Below are 15316 nucleotides of genomic sequence, written 5' to 3'. Positions count from 1 at the left end.
CGTAGCGTCGAGAGCGAGAGAGCCGGACCGCGAGAGCCCCCCGAGGAGGCCCACCGATGATCCGCAACGTCGTCGGCTCGGTCCTGGCCCTCGCCGGAGCGACGGCCGCCGTCTGGAGCCCCTTCCGTGCCTGGTACGACGGCCGTCACGGCAGCGACTACGCGATCGGGGACCTCTTCACCGGCATCACCGGCGAGGACGCCGGGGTGCTCCGCTCGATCCTGCTGCCCTTCGCCTTCGCCGCCCTCGTCGCCCTGCTCGGCGTGGTGCTGCGCTCCCGGCTGCTCGTCGCCGCCGCCGGGGTGGTCGTCCTCGGCTTCACCGTCCTGTGGATGGTCCGGGTCGGGCAGGCCGAGGGCAGCCTGGTGGTCTCCGGGGACGGCCGCGGGCTCGGCGACGGCGTCGCGAACGCCTTCGGCGGCGGGGTGCTGCTCCTGCTCGGCGCCCTCGTCATGTCGGGCCGCCGGGCCGCCTCCCACCGCCTGCCGCCCGGACCGCCGCCCACGCGTCCGACGCTCGACGGACCGCCGCCCGCGGCCCCGTACGACGCCGAGACCCGCTCCATGCCCTACGCCGCCCCCGGCCGCTTCGACGTCCCGGCCGAACCGCCCGGCGACGGCCACGACCGGGACGGGCGCCCCGGCGTCTAGCGGGCCGCGCCCCGGCCGGTCGCGGTGCCCTTCGCGGCGTCCAGCGCGTACACGCAGCGGTCCTTGCTGCACGCGTACACGACCCCGCCCTTCGCCACCGGCGAGCCGGTGATCTCGCCGCCGGTGGCGAGCTTCCAGCGGAGCTGCCCGCCGGTCGCGTCCAGGGTGTAGAGGACGTGGTCGGCGGAGCCGAAGTGGACCCGGCCGTCGGCGACGACGGGGGTGCCGACCAGCTCGGCGCCGGCCGCGAACCGCCACCTCGGGGTGCCGGTGACCGCGTCCAGGGTGTAGAGCGCGCTGCCGCTGCCGACGTGGACGTTGCCGTCCGCGACGAGCACCGGCTCGGCCGACTGGCGCTGCTCGGTCGCGATCCGCCAGCGGTCCTGGCCGGTGGTGGCGTCGAGGGCGTAGACCGTGCCGAGGTGGTCGGCGAGGTAGACGCCGCCGCCGGTGACGGCCGGGCCGGGCGCGAAGGCGGGCGGGGAGAGGAAGACGGCGGGCGCCTCGAAGTGCCAGCGGACGTGCCCGGCGGCGATGTCGATCGACAGGACGCGGGTGCCGGCCGAGACGTACACGCAGCCGTCCTCGGCGGGGGCGACCCGGACCGGCACGTGCCCGCAGGAGGCCGCGTCGCCGATCGGGTACGACCAGCGCTCGACGCCCGTGCGGGCGTCCAGGGCCTTCAGCCGGGCGTCCTGCCACACGTACACGGTGTCGCCGTGGATCGCCGGGCCCGCCTCCGGGGTCTCGAAGTCGGTCTGGCAGCCGGTGACCTCCCACAGCTTGGCGCCGTTGGACGCCTCCCAGCCCTGCACGCCGCCGCCCCGGGTGCCGGTGACGACGGTGCCCCGGTCCACCCGGAGGGAGTACACCCAGGCGTCCGTGCGGTGCCGCCAGCGCTCGCCGCCGTCGGTGGCGTCCAGCGCGTACAGGGTGGGGCCGTCGGAGGCGTGGATGCGGCCCTGGGCCACCGCCATCGACCAGGCCACGTCCCGGGTCTTGAACTGGCGCCGGCCGGAGCCGGTGTCCAGCGCGTGCACCTCGAAGGAGGTGACGTAGAGCAGGTCGCCGTCGACGACCGGCGTGCCCCACACGTCGTTCGACATGCGGAAGCGCCACGGCCGCCACGGGCCGGGCTCCGGCTGCGCGGCCGGCTGCGGCACGGGCGCGGGGGCGGGCGCCGGGGTGACCTCGCCGCCGGGCGGGCGGACCCAGCCGGTGGCGTGCGGGTCGGCGGCGTGGCCCACGGCGAGCGCCGCCCGGGTGTCGGCGACCCGGGGCCCGGGGCCGATCGGCACGGTGGCTCCGCCGAGCCGCACCGGCCCGCCGGAGCCCTCCGCCGGGCCCGCGTGCCGGCCGCCCGCGTGGGCGGGCTCCGGGTCGCGCGGATCGCGGCCGTCGTACGGGACGGGCGGGCGCGGCGGCATCGGCGGCGGGGAGACCGGCGGCTGCGGGACCGGCCGGCCGCCGCGGCGGGTCTCGATCATGGCGACGGCGCTCTCGGGCAGCCACGCGGAGGCGGTGCCGCTGTCGTCGCTGCCCGGGCCGAAGAGGTGCGGGGCGAGCATGGCCTGGAGGTCGGCCGGGGTGGGCCGCTGCGCCACGTCCATCTTCATGCACGCCTCGATGAGGGGCCGCAGCTCCTCGGGCAGGCCCTCCAGGTCGGGGCCCTCGCGCAGCAGCATGAAGACGGTCTCGACCGGGTTGGCGCCGTGGAAGGGCGCGTGGCCGGTGGCGGCGAAGACCAGCATGGAGCCCAGCGAGAAGACGTCGCTGGCGCCGGTGACGCTGCGGGAGTCGCGGGCCTGCTCGGGCGACATGTAGGCGGGGGTGCCCACGGCGACGTTGGTCATCGTCAGCCGTGTGTTGGAGACGCCGGACGCGATGCCGAAGTCGATCACCCGGGGGCCGTCCTCGACGACGAGGACGTTGGACGGCTTGAGGTCGCGGTGGACGAGCCCGGCGCCGTGGATGGACTGGAGGGCCTCGGCGACTCCGGCGGCGAGCCAGCGGACGGCCTGGGCCGGGAGCGGCCCGCACTCGTTCACTATCTCTTCCAGCGAGGGCGCGGGCACGTACGCGGTGGCGAGCCACGGCACGGCGGCGCGCGGGTCGGCGTCGACGACGGCCGCGGTGTAGAACCCGGACACCGCCCGGGCGGCCTCGACCTCCCGGGTGAAGCGGACCCGGAACAGCTGGTCCTCCGCGAGCTCCGTGCGCACGGTCTTGATCGCCACGCGCCGGCCGGACGCCGAGCGCGCGAGATAGACCAGACCCATGCCGCCCGCGCCGAGCCGGCCCAGCACCTCGAAGGGCCCGATGCGTCTCGGGTCGTGCTGCGTCAGCTGTTCCACTTGCCTGCCACCTCCCCGTACGGGCCATGACGGTACGGCCCGGACCCCTGATTCTTCCTGTCCGGAGCCCCGGTTGCGAACCCGGGGGCGGATCGGGGTGTCACGGGTCACGCGGAGGAGCGGCCTCACGCCCCGGACGGCGGCTCCGAGAGGCCGGAGGACGGCTTCGCGTACGGATCGGAGGACGGCTTCGAGCGGCCGGAGGGCGGCCCGGACCGCGGCTCGGACGGCGGCCCGGACGACGGCCCGGAGAGTTCGGAGGCGCCGGACGCCGGGCGGGTGAGGGGGACGGTGTCGGTGGAGAGGGCGCCGGAGCCCGGCTCGGAGAGGAGGGGCTCGGCGGGCGGCTCCCCCGCGGTGTCCTCCCCGGCGGGGGTGGTGGCGCGGGCGGGCCCCGCGGGGGCCCCGGCGGCCGGTTCGGCGAGGACGGCGAAGCGGGCGCCCTGGTTGTCGTGGAGGACGGCGATCCGGCCGTAGGGGGTGTCGGCGGGGGGTTCGGCGACCCGGCCGCCGAGCCGGACGGTGGTGGCGCACGCCTCGTCGCAGTCGCGGACGGCGAAGTAGACGAGGACGTGGTCCGGCATCTCGGCGGGGAAGGCGTCGGTGATGACGGCCCGGCCGCCGAAGGCGGTGTCGTCGCCCGCGCGGGAGCCGGGCGGGGACCAGACGCGGTAGTCGAAGCCGGGTTCGCGGCCCTCCTCCGCCGGGTCGGCCTGGCGGCCGAGCCAGCCGAAGACGGAGGCGTAGAAGGTGTCCACGGCGCCGGGGCTGCGGGTGTAGACCTCCATCCAGCAGAAGGAGCCCGGCTCGTTGACGACCTCGAAGCCGTCGTCGTCGCCGGACTGGCGCAGGCCGAGGACGGCGCCGCCGGGGTCGGCGGCGAGGGCGAGGACGCCGAAGGGGCCGACGGGGTACGGCTCCATGACCATCCGCCCGCCGGCGGCCTTCACCCGGGCGGCGACGGTGCCGGCGTCGCCGGTGGCGAGGTAGACGGTCCAGGTGGTGGGCATGCGGCCGTCCCGCTTGGGGAGGAGCCCGGCGACCCGGCGCCCGCCGAGCAGGGCCTCGTCGCGGTCGTCGTCGAAGGTCCAGCCGAAGAGCTCGCCGTAGAAGCGCTTGCCCGCCTCCAGGTCGGGGAGCTGCGCGTCCACCCAGCAGGGGGTGCCCTCTGTGTAACCGGCCATGCCTCCACGCTAGGGCGGCGGGGTCGGGGGCGCGCTCCGGTGTGCGCCGTACGGGGCGGGCGCTCGGGGCGGGAGGGGCGGGCGCCGGGGGGAGTGGCGGTACGGGACCGGGGGGCCGTGCGGAGTCGGGAGGTCGTGCGGGGCCGGGGGGCCGTGCGGGACCGGGGGGCCGTACGGGACCGGGAGGCCGCACGGAGCCGGGGTGGCCGGCCTTGATCGACTTGTCCACGGGGTTGTCCACAGGCTGTTCAAGAACCGGCCCCCGGGAAGGGACCTCGCCCCCGCCCCGCCCTCCGTGGCGCGTTCCGGCCCCCGCGACCCGCCGGGGACACCCCCGCCGACCTCGGGGAACGGTCCGCACCCCATTTGCAGTCGGCCGAATCGCGCGCCGATCCCCCCTCGGTAAGCTGACGGCATGACAGGACAAGTACGCACCGTCGACGGCCGTGTGGCCGGACGACGCGGCCAGGCGACGCGGCAGAAGCTGCTCGACTGCCTCGCCGAGATGCTCAGCTCCTCGCCGTACCGGGACGTCAAGGTCATCGACGTGGCCCGGAAGGCGGGCACTTCACCCGCGACGTTCTATCAGTACTTCCCGGACGTCGAGGGCGCCGTCCTGGAGATCGCCGAGGAAATGGCCAAGGAGGGCGCCGGGTTGACCGAGCTGGTCTCCGGCCGTTCCTGGGTCGGCAAGGCCGCCTGGCAGACCTCCGAGGACCTCGTCGACGGCTTCCTCGACTTCTGGCGGCGCCACGACGCGATCCTGCGGGTCGTGGACCTCGGCGCCGCCGAGGGCGACAAGCGGTTCTACAAGATCCGCATGAAGATCCTGAACTCGGTCACCAACTCCCTGACGGACGCGGTGAAGGAGCTCCAGGCCAAGGGCAAGGTCGACAAGGAGGTCAGCGCCGCCGCGATGGCGGGCTCCCTCGTGGCGATGCTGGCCTCGGTCGCCGGCCACCAGAAGGGCTTCACCACCTGGGGCGTGAAGCAGGCCGAACTCAAGCCGAACCTGGCCCTGTTGGTGCACCTGGGCATCACCGGCAAGAAGCCGGTCAGATAACCCGGAGCCCGTTCCTTCCCCCGTCCTGTCGTCGGCGCCGGCGCCGGTCACCGCCTCCCCCGGGAGACGGGACCGCCGTCGGCGCCGTCGTGTCGGGGCCCGGCCCGCCCCCGGGGGGGCGCCGCCGTCCCGCCGGGGCCCGGATTCACCTGCGGGTGAGCCGGAAGAGCCGGATCTCGCGGTCCACCCGCGCCTGGTAGGAGGCGTACGGGGGCCAGAAGGCGAGGGCCGCCTTCCAGGCCGCCGCCCGCTCCTCCCCCGTCAGCCGTTCGGCCCGCACGGCGACGGTCTCGCCCTTCCAGCTGATCTCCGCGTCCGGATGGGCGAGCAGGTTCGCCGTCCAGGAGGGGTGTCCGGGACGGCCGAAGTTGGAGCCGACGAGCAGCCAGGTCCCCCGCTCGGGCTCCGGCATGCAGGCGAGCGGCGTGGTCCGCCGCCGTCCGCTCCTCGCGCCGGTGGCCGTGAGCACGACCCCGGGCAGCATCTGGGTGCTGAGCAGCTTCTTTCCGCCGCTGAGCCGGTGCACCGCCTTGTCGAGGGCGGGGATGACGTGCGGGGCGATCCGGGCGAAGGTCCGGGTGGAGGAGACCTTCTGGACGAGTTTCACTCCGACGCGCATCAGGCGGCCGCCTCTCCGGGGAGTCCGGTGCGCTGCGCCGCGCGGGCGCGGAGGCGTCCGGCGGGGCCGAAGAGGAGTTCGTCGGCGGCGGCGCGGCGGCCGTAGCGGTCGGCCTCCTGCGGGGGCACGGCTTCGCCGGCGGCGGCGCGGAGGGCTTCGAGGGCCTGGGCGAGGGCGAGGGGGCCGCTCTCGGGCCCGGGTCCCGGTTCGCGGGCGGCGCAGTACGTCAGGGCGCGGGCGGTCTCGACCTGGACGTGGACGTCGGCGAGGCGGTGCCGGGCGGCCGGGGTTCCGGTGGCGCCGGGCGCGCGGCGGGCGGCGTGGCCGAGGGTGCGTTCCAGGGCGCCCCGGGCGGCGCCGGTGGCCTCGGCGGCGAGGAGGACGGCGGCGGTGCGGCCGACGGCGGCGAGGACCGTGAGGACGGCGGCGGGGTCGGCGGGGTCCTCGCCGAGGAGGGCGGCCGGGACGTCGCGGAGCTGGACGGTGGCCTGGGCGCGGGTGGGGTCGAGGCCGGTCTCGCGGGTGCGGACGAGGCCGGGGCCCGCGTCGTCGGCGCGCACCAGGTAGAGGAGGGTGCGGCTGCGGGCGAAGCCGCCGGTGTGGGCGGCGACGAGGAGGAGTCCGGCGCTGTGTCCGTCGAGGACCCGTTCCGCCTCGCCGTAGAGGAGCCAGCCGTCGCCGCCGGGGGCGGGGCGGGCCTGGACGCCGCCGGCCCGGCCGTCGCCGGACCAGGCGCCGGTGGTGTTGTCGCCGGTGAGGCCGAGGGCGTGGGCGAGGGAGCCGCCGGGGGCGGCGAGCGCGCAGGTCAGGCCGCCGTCGGCGATGCGGGGCAGCAGTTCGGCGCGCTGGGCGGGGGTGCCGAGGGCGGCGACGAGGGGGGCGGCGAGGACGCTGGTGGCGAGCAGCGGCGAGGGCGCGAGGGCGCGGCCGGTCTCCTCGCAGGCGAGGGCGAGTTCGTGGGTGCCGCGTCCGGTGCCCCCGTACTCCTCGGGGAGGGCGAGTCCGGCGAGGCCGAGGTCGCCGGACATGCGGGCCCACAGGTCGGGGTCGTACCCCTCGGGGGCGGTGGGGGTGGTGCGGGGGCGGCGGTCGAGCAGTTCCCGCAGGGTGCGGCGGATCTCCCGCTGTTCCTCGGTGAGCGCGGCGGTGTCCGCTTCGGCGGCGGTGTCCATGGGGCTCCCTCCGTATCTGACGGTGCGTCATGTTAGGGCGGGGGAAGGCCGGTTGCCCAGAGAAGCGCGGGTCCCGATCGGAGCGATCTGATGTACCGTCAGATCCATGACCGCCTCCGGCACCACCCCGCCCCCGCCCGGCCGGCGCCGGGTCGCCGTCGCCGGCGTCGCCCTCTCCGACTGCGGCCGGGTCGACACGGCCACCCCCTACGCCCTGCACGCCCAGGCCGCCCGCCGCGCCCTCGCCGACAGCGGCCTCGACCGCTCCCTCGTCGACGGCCTGGCCTCCGCCGGACTCGGCACCCTGGCCCCCGTCGAGGTCGCCGAATACCTGGGCCTGCGCCCCACCTGGGTCGACTCCACCTCCGTCGGCGGCGCCACCTGGGAGGTCATGGCCGCCCACGCCGCCGACGCCATCGCGGCGGGCCGGGCCAACGCCGTGCTCCTCGTCTACGGCTCCACCGCGCGCGCCGACATCAAGGCCCGCCGCCGCACCGCCAACCTCTCCTTCGGCGCCCGCGGCCCGCTCCAGTTCGAGGTGCCGTACGGCCACACCCTCGTCGCCAAGTACGCGATGGCCGCCCGCCGCCACATGCACGAGTACGGCACCACCCTGGAGCAGCTCGCCGGGGTCGCCGTCCGGGCGCGGGAGAACGCGGCGCTCAACCCCGAGGCCATGTTCCGCACCCCCGTCACCGTCGACGAGGTCCTCGGCGGCCCGATGATCGCCGACCCCTTCACCAAGCTCCACTGCTGCATCCGCAGCGACGGCGGCTGCGCGGTGCTGCTCGTCGCGGAGGAGTACGTCCCCGACACCCGCAAGGCCCCGGTCTGGGTCCTCGGCACCGGCGAGCACACCTCCCACACCACGATGTCCGAGTGGGCGGACTTCACCGTCTCCCCCGCCGCCGTCAGCGGACGCCTCGCCTTCGAGCGCGCCGGGGTCACCCCCGCCGACGTCGACGTCGCCGAGATCTACGACGCCTTCACCTACATGACCCTGGTGACCGTGGAGGACCTGGGCTTCTGCGCCAAGGGCGAGGGCGGCGCGTACCTCGCGGACGGGTCCGCGGTCCCCGTCAACACCGACGGCGGCGGGCTCTCCGCCTGCCACCCCGGCATGCGCGGCCTCTTCCTCCTCGTCGAGGCCGTCCGCCAGCTCCGCGGCGAGGCCCCCGGCCGCCAGGTCCGCCGCCCCGACGGCTCCCTCCCCGAACTGGCCGTGGCCTCCGGCACCGGCGGCTGGTTCTGCTCCTCGGGCACGGTGGTCCTGGGCAGGACCTGACGCCGCGGGGGGCCGCGCGGGACCCGCCGGGAGGACCGCGCCCGCCTCCCGGCGGCGCCACCGCCGCCTACCCTCGCCCCATGAGCGACTTCCACCACGCCCTGCGCTCGCTGCGCGTCTGGGACACCGAGCTGCCCCCCTTCGACCCGGCGACGGCCCCCGAGGAGCCCCTCGCGCTCTTCCACGCCTGGTTCCTCGACGCCGTCGCCGCCGGGCAGACCGAGCCGCACACGCCCTCGCTCGCCACGGCCGGCGCGGACGGCCGCCCCGACGTCCGCACCGTCATGCTGCACGACGCCGACGCCCGCGGCTGGCACTTCGCCTCGCACGCCACCAGCGCCAAGGGCCGCCAGCTCGCGGCCCGCCCCGAGGCCGCCCTCGGCTTCTACTGGCCGGTGCGGGGCCGCCAGGTCCGGGTCCGCGGCCCCGTCGGCACCGCGAGCCGCGAGGAGGCGTACGCCGACCTCCACGCCCGCACCACCGGCGCCCTCGCCGCCGCCCTCACCGGCCGGCAGAGCGAGCCCCTGGACTCCCCGGAGGCCCTCGCCGAGGCGAGCGCCGCCGCCTGGGCCCGCGCCGAGGCCGACCCGGCCGCCGACGCCCCCACCTGGACCCTGTACGTCCTCGCCCCCACCGAGGTCGAGTTCTTCCAGGGCGACGCCCGCCGCCGCCACCTCCGCCTCCGCTACCGCCGCGAGGGCGACGCCTGGACCCGCGAACTCCTGTGGCCCTGACGGGAGCCGGCGCCTACTCCGCGTACCTCCCGCCGTCCTCGTACAGCTCCTCGATCTCGCGCGCGAAGTCCCGCAGGACCGCCCGCCGCCGGAGCTTCAGGGAGGGGGTGAGGTGGCCCGAGGCCTCGGAGAACTCGGTGGTCAGGACGCGGAAGGCGCGGATCGACTCGGCCCGGGAGACCAGGCGGTTGGCGTCGTCGACGGCCTTCTGCACCACCGCCAGGAGCTCCCGGTCCCGGGCCAGCTCCCACAGGGCCAGGTGGTCCTTGCGGCGCATCCGCCGCCAGTGGGCGAGGCCCTCGTGGTCCAGGACGACGAGGGCGCAGACGTACGGGCGGTCGTCGCCGACCACCATGCACTGGGCGACCAGCGGGTGGGCGCGCAGCCGGTCCTCCAGCGGGGCCGGGGCGACGTTCTTGCCGGCCGAGGTGACCAGGAGGTCCTTCTTGCGGCCGGTGATCGTGAGGTAGCCGTCGCCGTCGAGGTCGCCGAGGTCGCCGGTGGGGAACCAGCCGTCGTCCGTGTACGGGACCGCGGTGCCGCGCCGCGCGTCCCAGTAGCCGGCGAAGACGTGCGGGCCGCGCAGCCACACCTCCCCGTCGGCGGCGATCCGCACCCCGGTGCCCGGCAGCGGCAGGCCCACCGTGCCGGTGCGCGGCGCGAGCGGCGGGGTGACCGTGGACGCGGCGGTCGTCTCCGTCAGGCCGTACCCCTCGAAGACCTCGACGCCCGCGCCCCGGAAGAACTCCGCGAGCCGCACGCCCAGCGGCGAGCCGCCGCAGATCACGTACCGCACGCGCCCGCCGAGCGCGGCCCGGATCCGGCGGTAGACCAGCGGGTCGTAGAGGGCGCGCGCGGCCCGCGCGGAGAGCGAGGGCGCGTCCGTGGCGCCGAAGCGGCGGGCGGCGCGGGCCGCGCGGTCGAAGGCGGCGCCCCTCCCGGCGCGTTCGGCGGCGGCCCGGGCCCGGTCGTGGACCTTCTCCATCACGTACGGGATCGCGAGCAGGAACGTCGGCCGGAAGGCCGCCAGGTCGTCGAGGAGCGCCTCGCCCTCCACCGACGGCGCGTGCCCGACCCGTACCCGCGCCCGGACGCAGCCCACCGCCACCATCCGGCCGAAGACGTGCGAGAGGGGCAGGAAGAGCAGCGTGGACGGCGGTTCGCCGCCCTCGGGGGCGAAGACCGGGTGCAGGAGGCGGACCGCGTTGTCGACCTCGGCGAAGAAGTTGGCGTGGGTGAGGGCGCAGCCCTTGGGGCGGCCCGTGGTGCCCGAGGTGTAGACGAGGGTGGCGAGCGCACCGGGGGTGAGCAGTCCGCGCCGGGCCGTCACCGCCTCGTCCGGGACCCGCGCCCCCGCCCTGCGCAGCTGCTCGACCGCGCCTGCGTCGATCACCCACAGGTGGGCGAGGCCGGGCAGCTGCCGGCGTTCGGCGGAGACGGTCCGCGCCTGGTCCGCGTCCTCGACGACGCAGGCGACGGCCCCCGAGTCCTGGAGGATCCAGCGGGTCTGGAAGGCGGAGGAGGTCGGGTGGACGGGGACGGTGACCAGCCCGGCGGCCCAGGCCGCGAAGTCGAGCAGCGTCCACTCGTAGGTGGTCCTGGCCATCAGCGCGAGCCGGTCGCCGGGTCCGAGCCCGTGCGCGACGAGCCCCTTGGCGACGGCGTGCACGTCGGCGGCGAAGCGGGCGGCGGTGACGTCCTGCCACTGCCCCGCCGCGTCCTTCCGGGAGAAGACCACCGCGTCCGGCTCCTGCCGGGCGTTGTCGTACGGCAGGTCCGCGAGCGAGCCGCGGTCCACCCGGGGCACGAGCGCCGGGACGGAGACCTCCCGCACCCGGCCGTCGACGAGGGTCAGGACGGGGGCGGCGGGGACGGCGGCGGGATCGGGCGGCACGGGGCGGCTCCTCGGTTCTGCGCGATGAACGAAAGGTCGTGCGTCGTGGAGCAGAAGTGCGGCGGAGCGGGGTGGCGCGGTGGGGGTACGGCGGTGGGGCGGGTACGGCGGTGGCGCGGGCCCCGGCGGAGGCCGGGAGCGCGGCGGGGTGGCGCGGTGGGGCGGGTACGGCGGTGGGGCGCGGGTACGGCGGTGGCGCGGGTACGGCGGGGCGCCCCGGCACGGCGGGAGGGGCGGCGCGCGGGGGCGCCGTCTTGACTAGCGGGTAACCTTACTGCGCGGTAAGGCTCAGCGGGGAGACCATCGCTCGTTTTTCATGAGGTTCCCGAGCCCGGACCAGGCGAAGTTCATCAGCGTGGCCGCCGCCTCCCGGGCCGTCGCCCCCGGCGTCCCGTTGGCCCAGGTCGCCAGCGACTCGGCGGAGCCCACCAGCGCCTGCGCCAGCGCCGCCACGTCGCGCGGGCCGATCTCGACCGGCCCGTGGGCCGCCCGCGCGGCCTCCCCGATCAGGCCGGTCACGAAGTCGGCGATCTCCTCCCGCATCCGCGCCGCCTCCGTCGCGAACGGCTCGCCCTGCGTCCGCGCGTGCCGGCTGAGCACCGCCCAGGCGTCCGGGTGGCCCGCGGTGTGCTCGAAGAAGGCGAGGAGCCCCGCCCACAGCCGCTCGTCCGGCGGCACCGACACGTCGGTCACGACCTCGGCGACCGCGGCGAGCAGCGCCTGCGCCTCCCGCCGGATGCAGGCGGTGAAGAGCTCCTCCTTGGAGTTCAGGTACAGGTAGACGAGCGGCTTCGACACCCCCGCGAGCTCGGCGATCTCGTCCATCGACGCCGCCTGGTACCCCTGCCGCGCGAAGCAGGCCACGGCGGCGTCCAGCATCTGCCGCTCCCGCACGGCCCGCGGCAGCCTCTTGGTCCCCGCCACGCGTCTTCTCCGCCCCGCTTCCAAGATCGATCGCCGAGTCGTCCGCGAAAGCCTACGTGCCCCCCGCCCGGACGGGGGCGAGGGGCACGCAGGCGTCGGGGGACGGGGTCAGGCAGCGACCGCGACCTTCTCCGGGGCGGCCTCGCGGGTGTCCTCGGGGCCGTCGATCGGGGACGCCGAGGCGTTCTCGTACGCGGTGAGGTCGAGGATCTTCTCGCGGGCGGAGACGATCACCGGGACGAGCGCCTGGCCGGCGACGTTGGTGGCGGTCCGGATCATGTCGAGGATCGGGTCGATCGCCATGAGCAGGCCGACGCCCTCCAGCGGGAGGCCCAGGGTGGAGAGGGTCAGCGTCAGCATGACCGTGGCACCGGTGAGGCCGGCGGTGGCGGCGGAGCCGATCACCGAGACGAAGGCGATGAGCAGGTACTCCTTGACGCCCAGCTGGACGTCGAAGATCTGCGCGATGAAGATCGCGGCGAGCGCCGGGTAGATCGCGGCGCAGCCGTCCATCTTGGTGGTGGCGCCGAACGGGACGGCGAAGGAGGCGTACTCCTTCGGGACGCCGAGGCGCTCGGTGACGCGCTGGGTGACCGGCATGGTGCCGACCGAGGAGCGGGAGACGAAGGCCAGCTGGATGGCGGGCCAGGCGCCCTTGAAGAACTGGACCGGGTTCACCTTGGCGACGGTCGCGAGCAGCAGCGGGTAGACGCCGAAGAGGACCAGGGCGCAGCCGATGTAGACGTCGGCGGTGAAGGTCGCGTACTTGCCGAGGAGGTCCCAGCCGTAGTTGACGATCGCCTTGCCGATGAGGCCGGCGGTGCCGATCGGGGCGAGGCGGATGACCCACCACAGGGCCTTCTGGAGCAGCTCCAGGATCGACTCGGAGAGGGAGAGGATCGGCTGGGCCTTCTCGCCGAGCTGGAGGGCGGCGATGCCGGCGACGGCGGCCATGAAGACGATCTGGAGGACGTTCAGCTCGGTGAACGGCGTGATGACGTCCGTCGGGATGATGCCGGTGAGGAAGTCGATCCAGCTGCCCTGGCCCTCGGGGGCCTTGCCGTCGGCGGGCGTGAGGCCGGTGCCGGCGCCGGGGTTGGTGACCAGGCCGATCGTGATGCCGATGGCGACCGCGACGAGCGAGGTGATCATGAACCAGAGGAGGGTCTGGGCGGCGAGGCGGGCCGCGTTGTTGACCTTCCGGAGGTTGGTGATCGAGACCAGGATCGCGAAGAACACGAGCGGGGCGACGGCCAGCTTCAGCAGCTGGACGAAGATGCCGCCGACCTGGATCAGGGTCTCCTTGAGCCAGGCGACGTCCTGGCTGCGGGCGATCCAGCCCAGCAGGACGCCGAGCACGAGACCGGCGACGATCTGGGCCCAGAAGGGGACCTTGGGTATCCGGGACGAGGGCTTGGCCTCGGTGGCGGACGCGGACACGGGCACTCCACAGATGCGTATCGGGGGGAATACGGGGACGGGGGTGCGGCACACACACGCTTTCACGCGGGCCGCTGCATGATGCCGGGTCAGAGCACGCGGCAACAGACCGCGGACATACAGCGGCAGAGGTCGACGTGCAGGCGCGCCACGAGCGGGGTGCCCGGGGCGTGAGAGAGGCGCACTGCTGTCGTCATGGCCGATACGTTAACACTTGAACTTTGAGAACCTCAAAGCTGTTCTTTGAGGGCAGGAACCGGCCACCCCCGACCGAAACGCAGAAAGCCCCTGGCCAGAGCCATGGAAACCCATGCGACTCACACCAGGGGCACCCCACCTGTGAGGAACCTTACGCAGCCCTTACACCCCTCCCCCGCATACGGAATCCCCTCACGGGGCCTCCGGACGGGGGCACGGGGCGGGGCCGTGGGGCGGGAACAGGGGAAGGGATCAGGGACGGGGCCAGGGGGCGGGATTAGGGGACGGGATTAGGGGACGGGCAGCCGGTAGCGCATCCGGTACCGGTGCGCCGCCTTCGTCATCAACGTGGCCTCGATCGGACGCCCGCCGTCGGAGTAGACGACCCTGAAGGCGACGAGGACGGGCATGTCCTTCGGGAGCTCCAGCGCCACGACCTCCTCCTCCGTCGGGATCTCGGACGACAGCTCGTCCACGAACTCGCGCGGGGGCAGCCCCATCGAGTCGAGCAGCGCCGGCGTACCTCCCCGGATCAGCTTCCGCTCCAGTACGGCGGTGCCCTCGACCAGACCCAGCGGGTAGTACGACCGCGCGAGCTCCGTCGGCTCCTCGTCCAGGAACAGGAGCTGCTTGCGGAGCACGGCCCGTTCGCCGTCCCCGAGCCGCAGGGCCTCGGCCACCTCCACCGGCGGGACGACGACCTCGACGTCGAGGAGCCGGGATCTGCCGACCTGCTGCCGCTTCGCGGCTTCGGACACCCACGGGTAGGGCTCGCCCGGCCTCGCCGGCCTCATGTAGGCGACCGGTTCGACGCATTCCTGTGCGTGCTGCCGCACGTACACGCCTTTGCCCGGCAACCCTTCGAGGAGCCCCTCGGCCTTCAGCATCTGAAGTGCCTTCTGGACGGTCGTGTTGGCCACGCCGCCGTACTGCTCCATCAGTTCGGCCGTCGAGCCCAGCTTGCTGCCGGGCAGGAGGTCTCCGCGAGTGATCCGCCGCCGGAGCTCCGCCGCGATCTTCTGGTGCGGCGATCTCGGGTCCTTGATCTCCCTCGCCATCACGCACCCTGCTTCCCGAGCCGGTACGTGAGGTGCCTGCCGGCCGGCATGGTCATCAGGGACGCCTCCATGGGCACCCCGTCGGCGGTCCGTGTCAGCCGGAGAAGCCGGAGGACGGCGCTCCCCTCGGCCAGCTCCAGGTGTCCGCGCTCCTCCGCGCCGGCCAGGGCGGCGCTCACGTCCTCGACGACCTCGGCGCCGGTGTACCCCAGCTCCTTGAGCAGGGTGACGGCGCCGCCGGGCACCTTGCGCGGCTCCGCGAGGGGCGTGCCGCCCGCGACGGAGAGCGGATAGTAGGAGTCGGCCAGCTCCACGGGGTGGTCGTCCAGCAGGATCAACCGACGCCTGACGACCACCCGCTCTCCCTCGGCGAGCCCCAGAGCGACACGGACCGCCTCGGGTGCCTCCACCTCGCCCGCGTGGAGAAGCCGCTGGCCACCACGACGCCCCCGGCGGGCGGCCTCATCGGTCCACGCGTCGCTCCGACCGGGCTCGCGCGGGGCCAGGTACGGCGCGGTCTCACTGATCCACGCATCGCCCGACATGTGCCTACCTCCAGCTCACTGTTGCCAGTGACCCTACTTCCTCACCCCCGAAGAGCCGAGCTCAACCTTAAGGGCTTGCCACTTAAAGCGGCTTGCGCTTAAAGTCTGAGGCATGGAGACGACGGACCCTGACGCGGCGCAGCCCGCTGCCCCCGTGCCACCGGCAGGCCTGAGCCCGGCCCTCCGAGCCCGTGCC

General features: G+C 75.0%; 12 protein-coding genes and 1 pseudogene. 4 read left to right on the top strand and 9 right to left on the bottom strand.

Annotated features, from left to right (window positions below; translation table 11 throughout):
* The first annotated feature begins 56 nt into the window (after positions 1 to 56).
* Positions 57 to 650: a hypothetical protein gene (locus IE326_RS14575; protein WP_229915330.1), complete on the top strand. Its 594-nt coding sequence runs from the start codon at positions 57 to 59 to the stop codon at positions 648 to 650.
* Here the strand turns inward: IE326_RS14575 and afsK are convergent.
* Both afsK and IE326_RS14565 read right to left on the bottom strand, forming a co-directional pair.
* The gene (afsK, locus tag IE326_RS14570) at positions 647 to 3004 is read right to left on the bottom strand and encodes a protein serine/threonine kinase AfsK (RefSeq protein ID WP_190041706.1); all 2358 of its coding nucleotides are present in this window, start codon (positions 3002 to 3004) and stop codon (positions 647 to 649) included. The two genes, IE326_RS14575 and afsK, sit on opposite strands and share 4 nt — an antisense overlap.
* A 410-nt stretch (positions 3005 to 3414) precedes the next feature.
* Positions 3415 to 4188, bottom strand: a pseudogene (locus IE326_RS14565) (VOC family protein); the annotation flags it as partial.
* 415 nt (positions 4189 to 4603) lie between these two features.
* Between IE326_RS14565 and IE326_RS14560 the strand changes: the two are divergent.
* Positions 4604 to 5251 carry a TetR/AcrR family transcriptional regulator gene (locus IE326_RS14560; protein WP_150228869.1) on the top strand — a complete coding sequence of 216 codons (648 nt, stop codon included), beginning with the start codon at positions 4604 to 4606 and terminating at the stop codon, positions 5249 to 5251.
* 145 nt (positions 5252 to 5396) lie between these two features.
* Here the strand turns inward: IE326_RS14560 and IE326_RS14555 are convergent, their stop codons facing one another.
* Both IE326_RS14555 and IE326_RS14550 read right to left on the bottom strand, forming a co-directional pair.
* Positions 5397 to 5870, bottom strand: coding sequence for a nitroreductase/quinone reductase family protein (locus tag IE326_RS14555; protein ID WP_190041705.1), 474 nt, complete (start codon positions 5868 to 5870; stop codon positions 5397 to 5399).
* Entirely contained in the window at positions 5870 to 7042 is a 1173-nt protein-coding gene (locus IE326_RS14550) for an acyl-CoA dehydrogenase family protein (RefSeq protein ID WP_150228873.1), read from the bottom strand. The genes IE326_RS14555 and IE326_RS14550 overlap by 1 nt, the downstream gene beginning before the upstream one ends.
* 106 nt (positions 7043 to 7148) lie before the next feature.
* Here IE326_RS14550 and IE326_RS14545 point away from each other — a divergent pair, with 106 nt between their 5' ends.
* A complete protein-coding gene (locus IE326_RS14545; protein WP_190041704.1) occupies positions 7149 to 8327 on the top strand; it encodes a thiolase C-terminal domain-containing protein in 1179 nt (392 codons plus the stop codon).
* 80 nt (positions 8328 to 8407) lie between these two features.
* Positions 8408 to 9061: a pyridoxine/pyridoxamine 5'-phosphate oxidase gene (locus IE326_RS14540; protein ID WP_190041703.1), complete on the top strand. Its 654-nt coding sequence runs from the start codon at positions 8408 to 8410 to the stop codon at positions 9059 to 9061.
* 13 nt (positions 9062 to 9074) lie between these two features.
* Here IE326_RS14540 and IE326_RS14535 read toward each other — a convergent pair whose 3' ends face one another.
* The 5 genes from IE326_RS14535 to IE326_RS14515 form a co-directional block, all read right to left on the bottom strand.
* Positions 9075 to 10955: an AMP-dependent synthetase/ligase gene (locus IE326_RS14535; RefSeq protein ID WP_150228880.1), complete on the bottom strand. Its 1881-nt coding sequence runs from the start codon at positions 10953 to 10955 to the stop codon at positions 9075 to 9077.
* A gap of 288 nt (positions 10956 to 11243) precedes the next feature.
* The gene (locus IE326_RS14530) at positions 11244 to 11834 is read right to left on the bottom strand and encodes a TetR/AcrR family transcriptional regulator (RefSeq protein WP_190042245.1); all 591 of its coding nucleotides are present in this window, start codon (positions 11832 to 11834) and stop codon (positions 11244 to 11246) included.
* Between the two features lie 153 nt (positions 11835 to 11987).
* On the bottom strand, positions 11988 to 13319 hold the full coding sequence (locus IE326_RS14525; protein ID WP_190041702.1) for a dicarboxylate/amino acid:cation symporter: 1332 nt from the start codon (positions 13317 to 13319) through the stop codon (positions 11988 to 11990).
* Between the two features lie 488 nt (positions 13320 to 13807).
* Positions 13808 to 14575, bottom strand: coding sequence for a GntR family transcriptional regulator (locus IE326_RS14520; protein WP_190041701.1), 768 nt, complete (start codon positions 14573 to 14575; stop codon positions 13808 to 13810).
* On the bottom strand, positions 14575 to 15120 hold the full coding sequence (locus IE326_RS14515; protein ID WP_190041700.1) for a GntR family transcriptional regulator: 546 nt from the start codon (positions 15118 to 15120) through the stop codon (positions 14575 to 14577). Before IE326_RS14515 ends, IE326_RS14520 begins: the two co-directional genes overlap by 1 nt.
* Between the last annotated feature and the right edge of the window lie 196 nt (positions 15121 to 15316).

It is taken from the genome of Streptomyces filamentosus, from assembly GCF_014654895.1.
Taxonomy (GTDB): Bacteria; Actinomycetota; Actinomycetes; order Streptomycetales; family Streptomycetaceae; genus Streptomyces; species Streptomyces filamentosus.
This window is presented reverse-complemented; position numbering and strand designations above follow the sequence as displayed.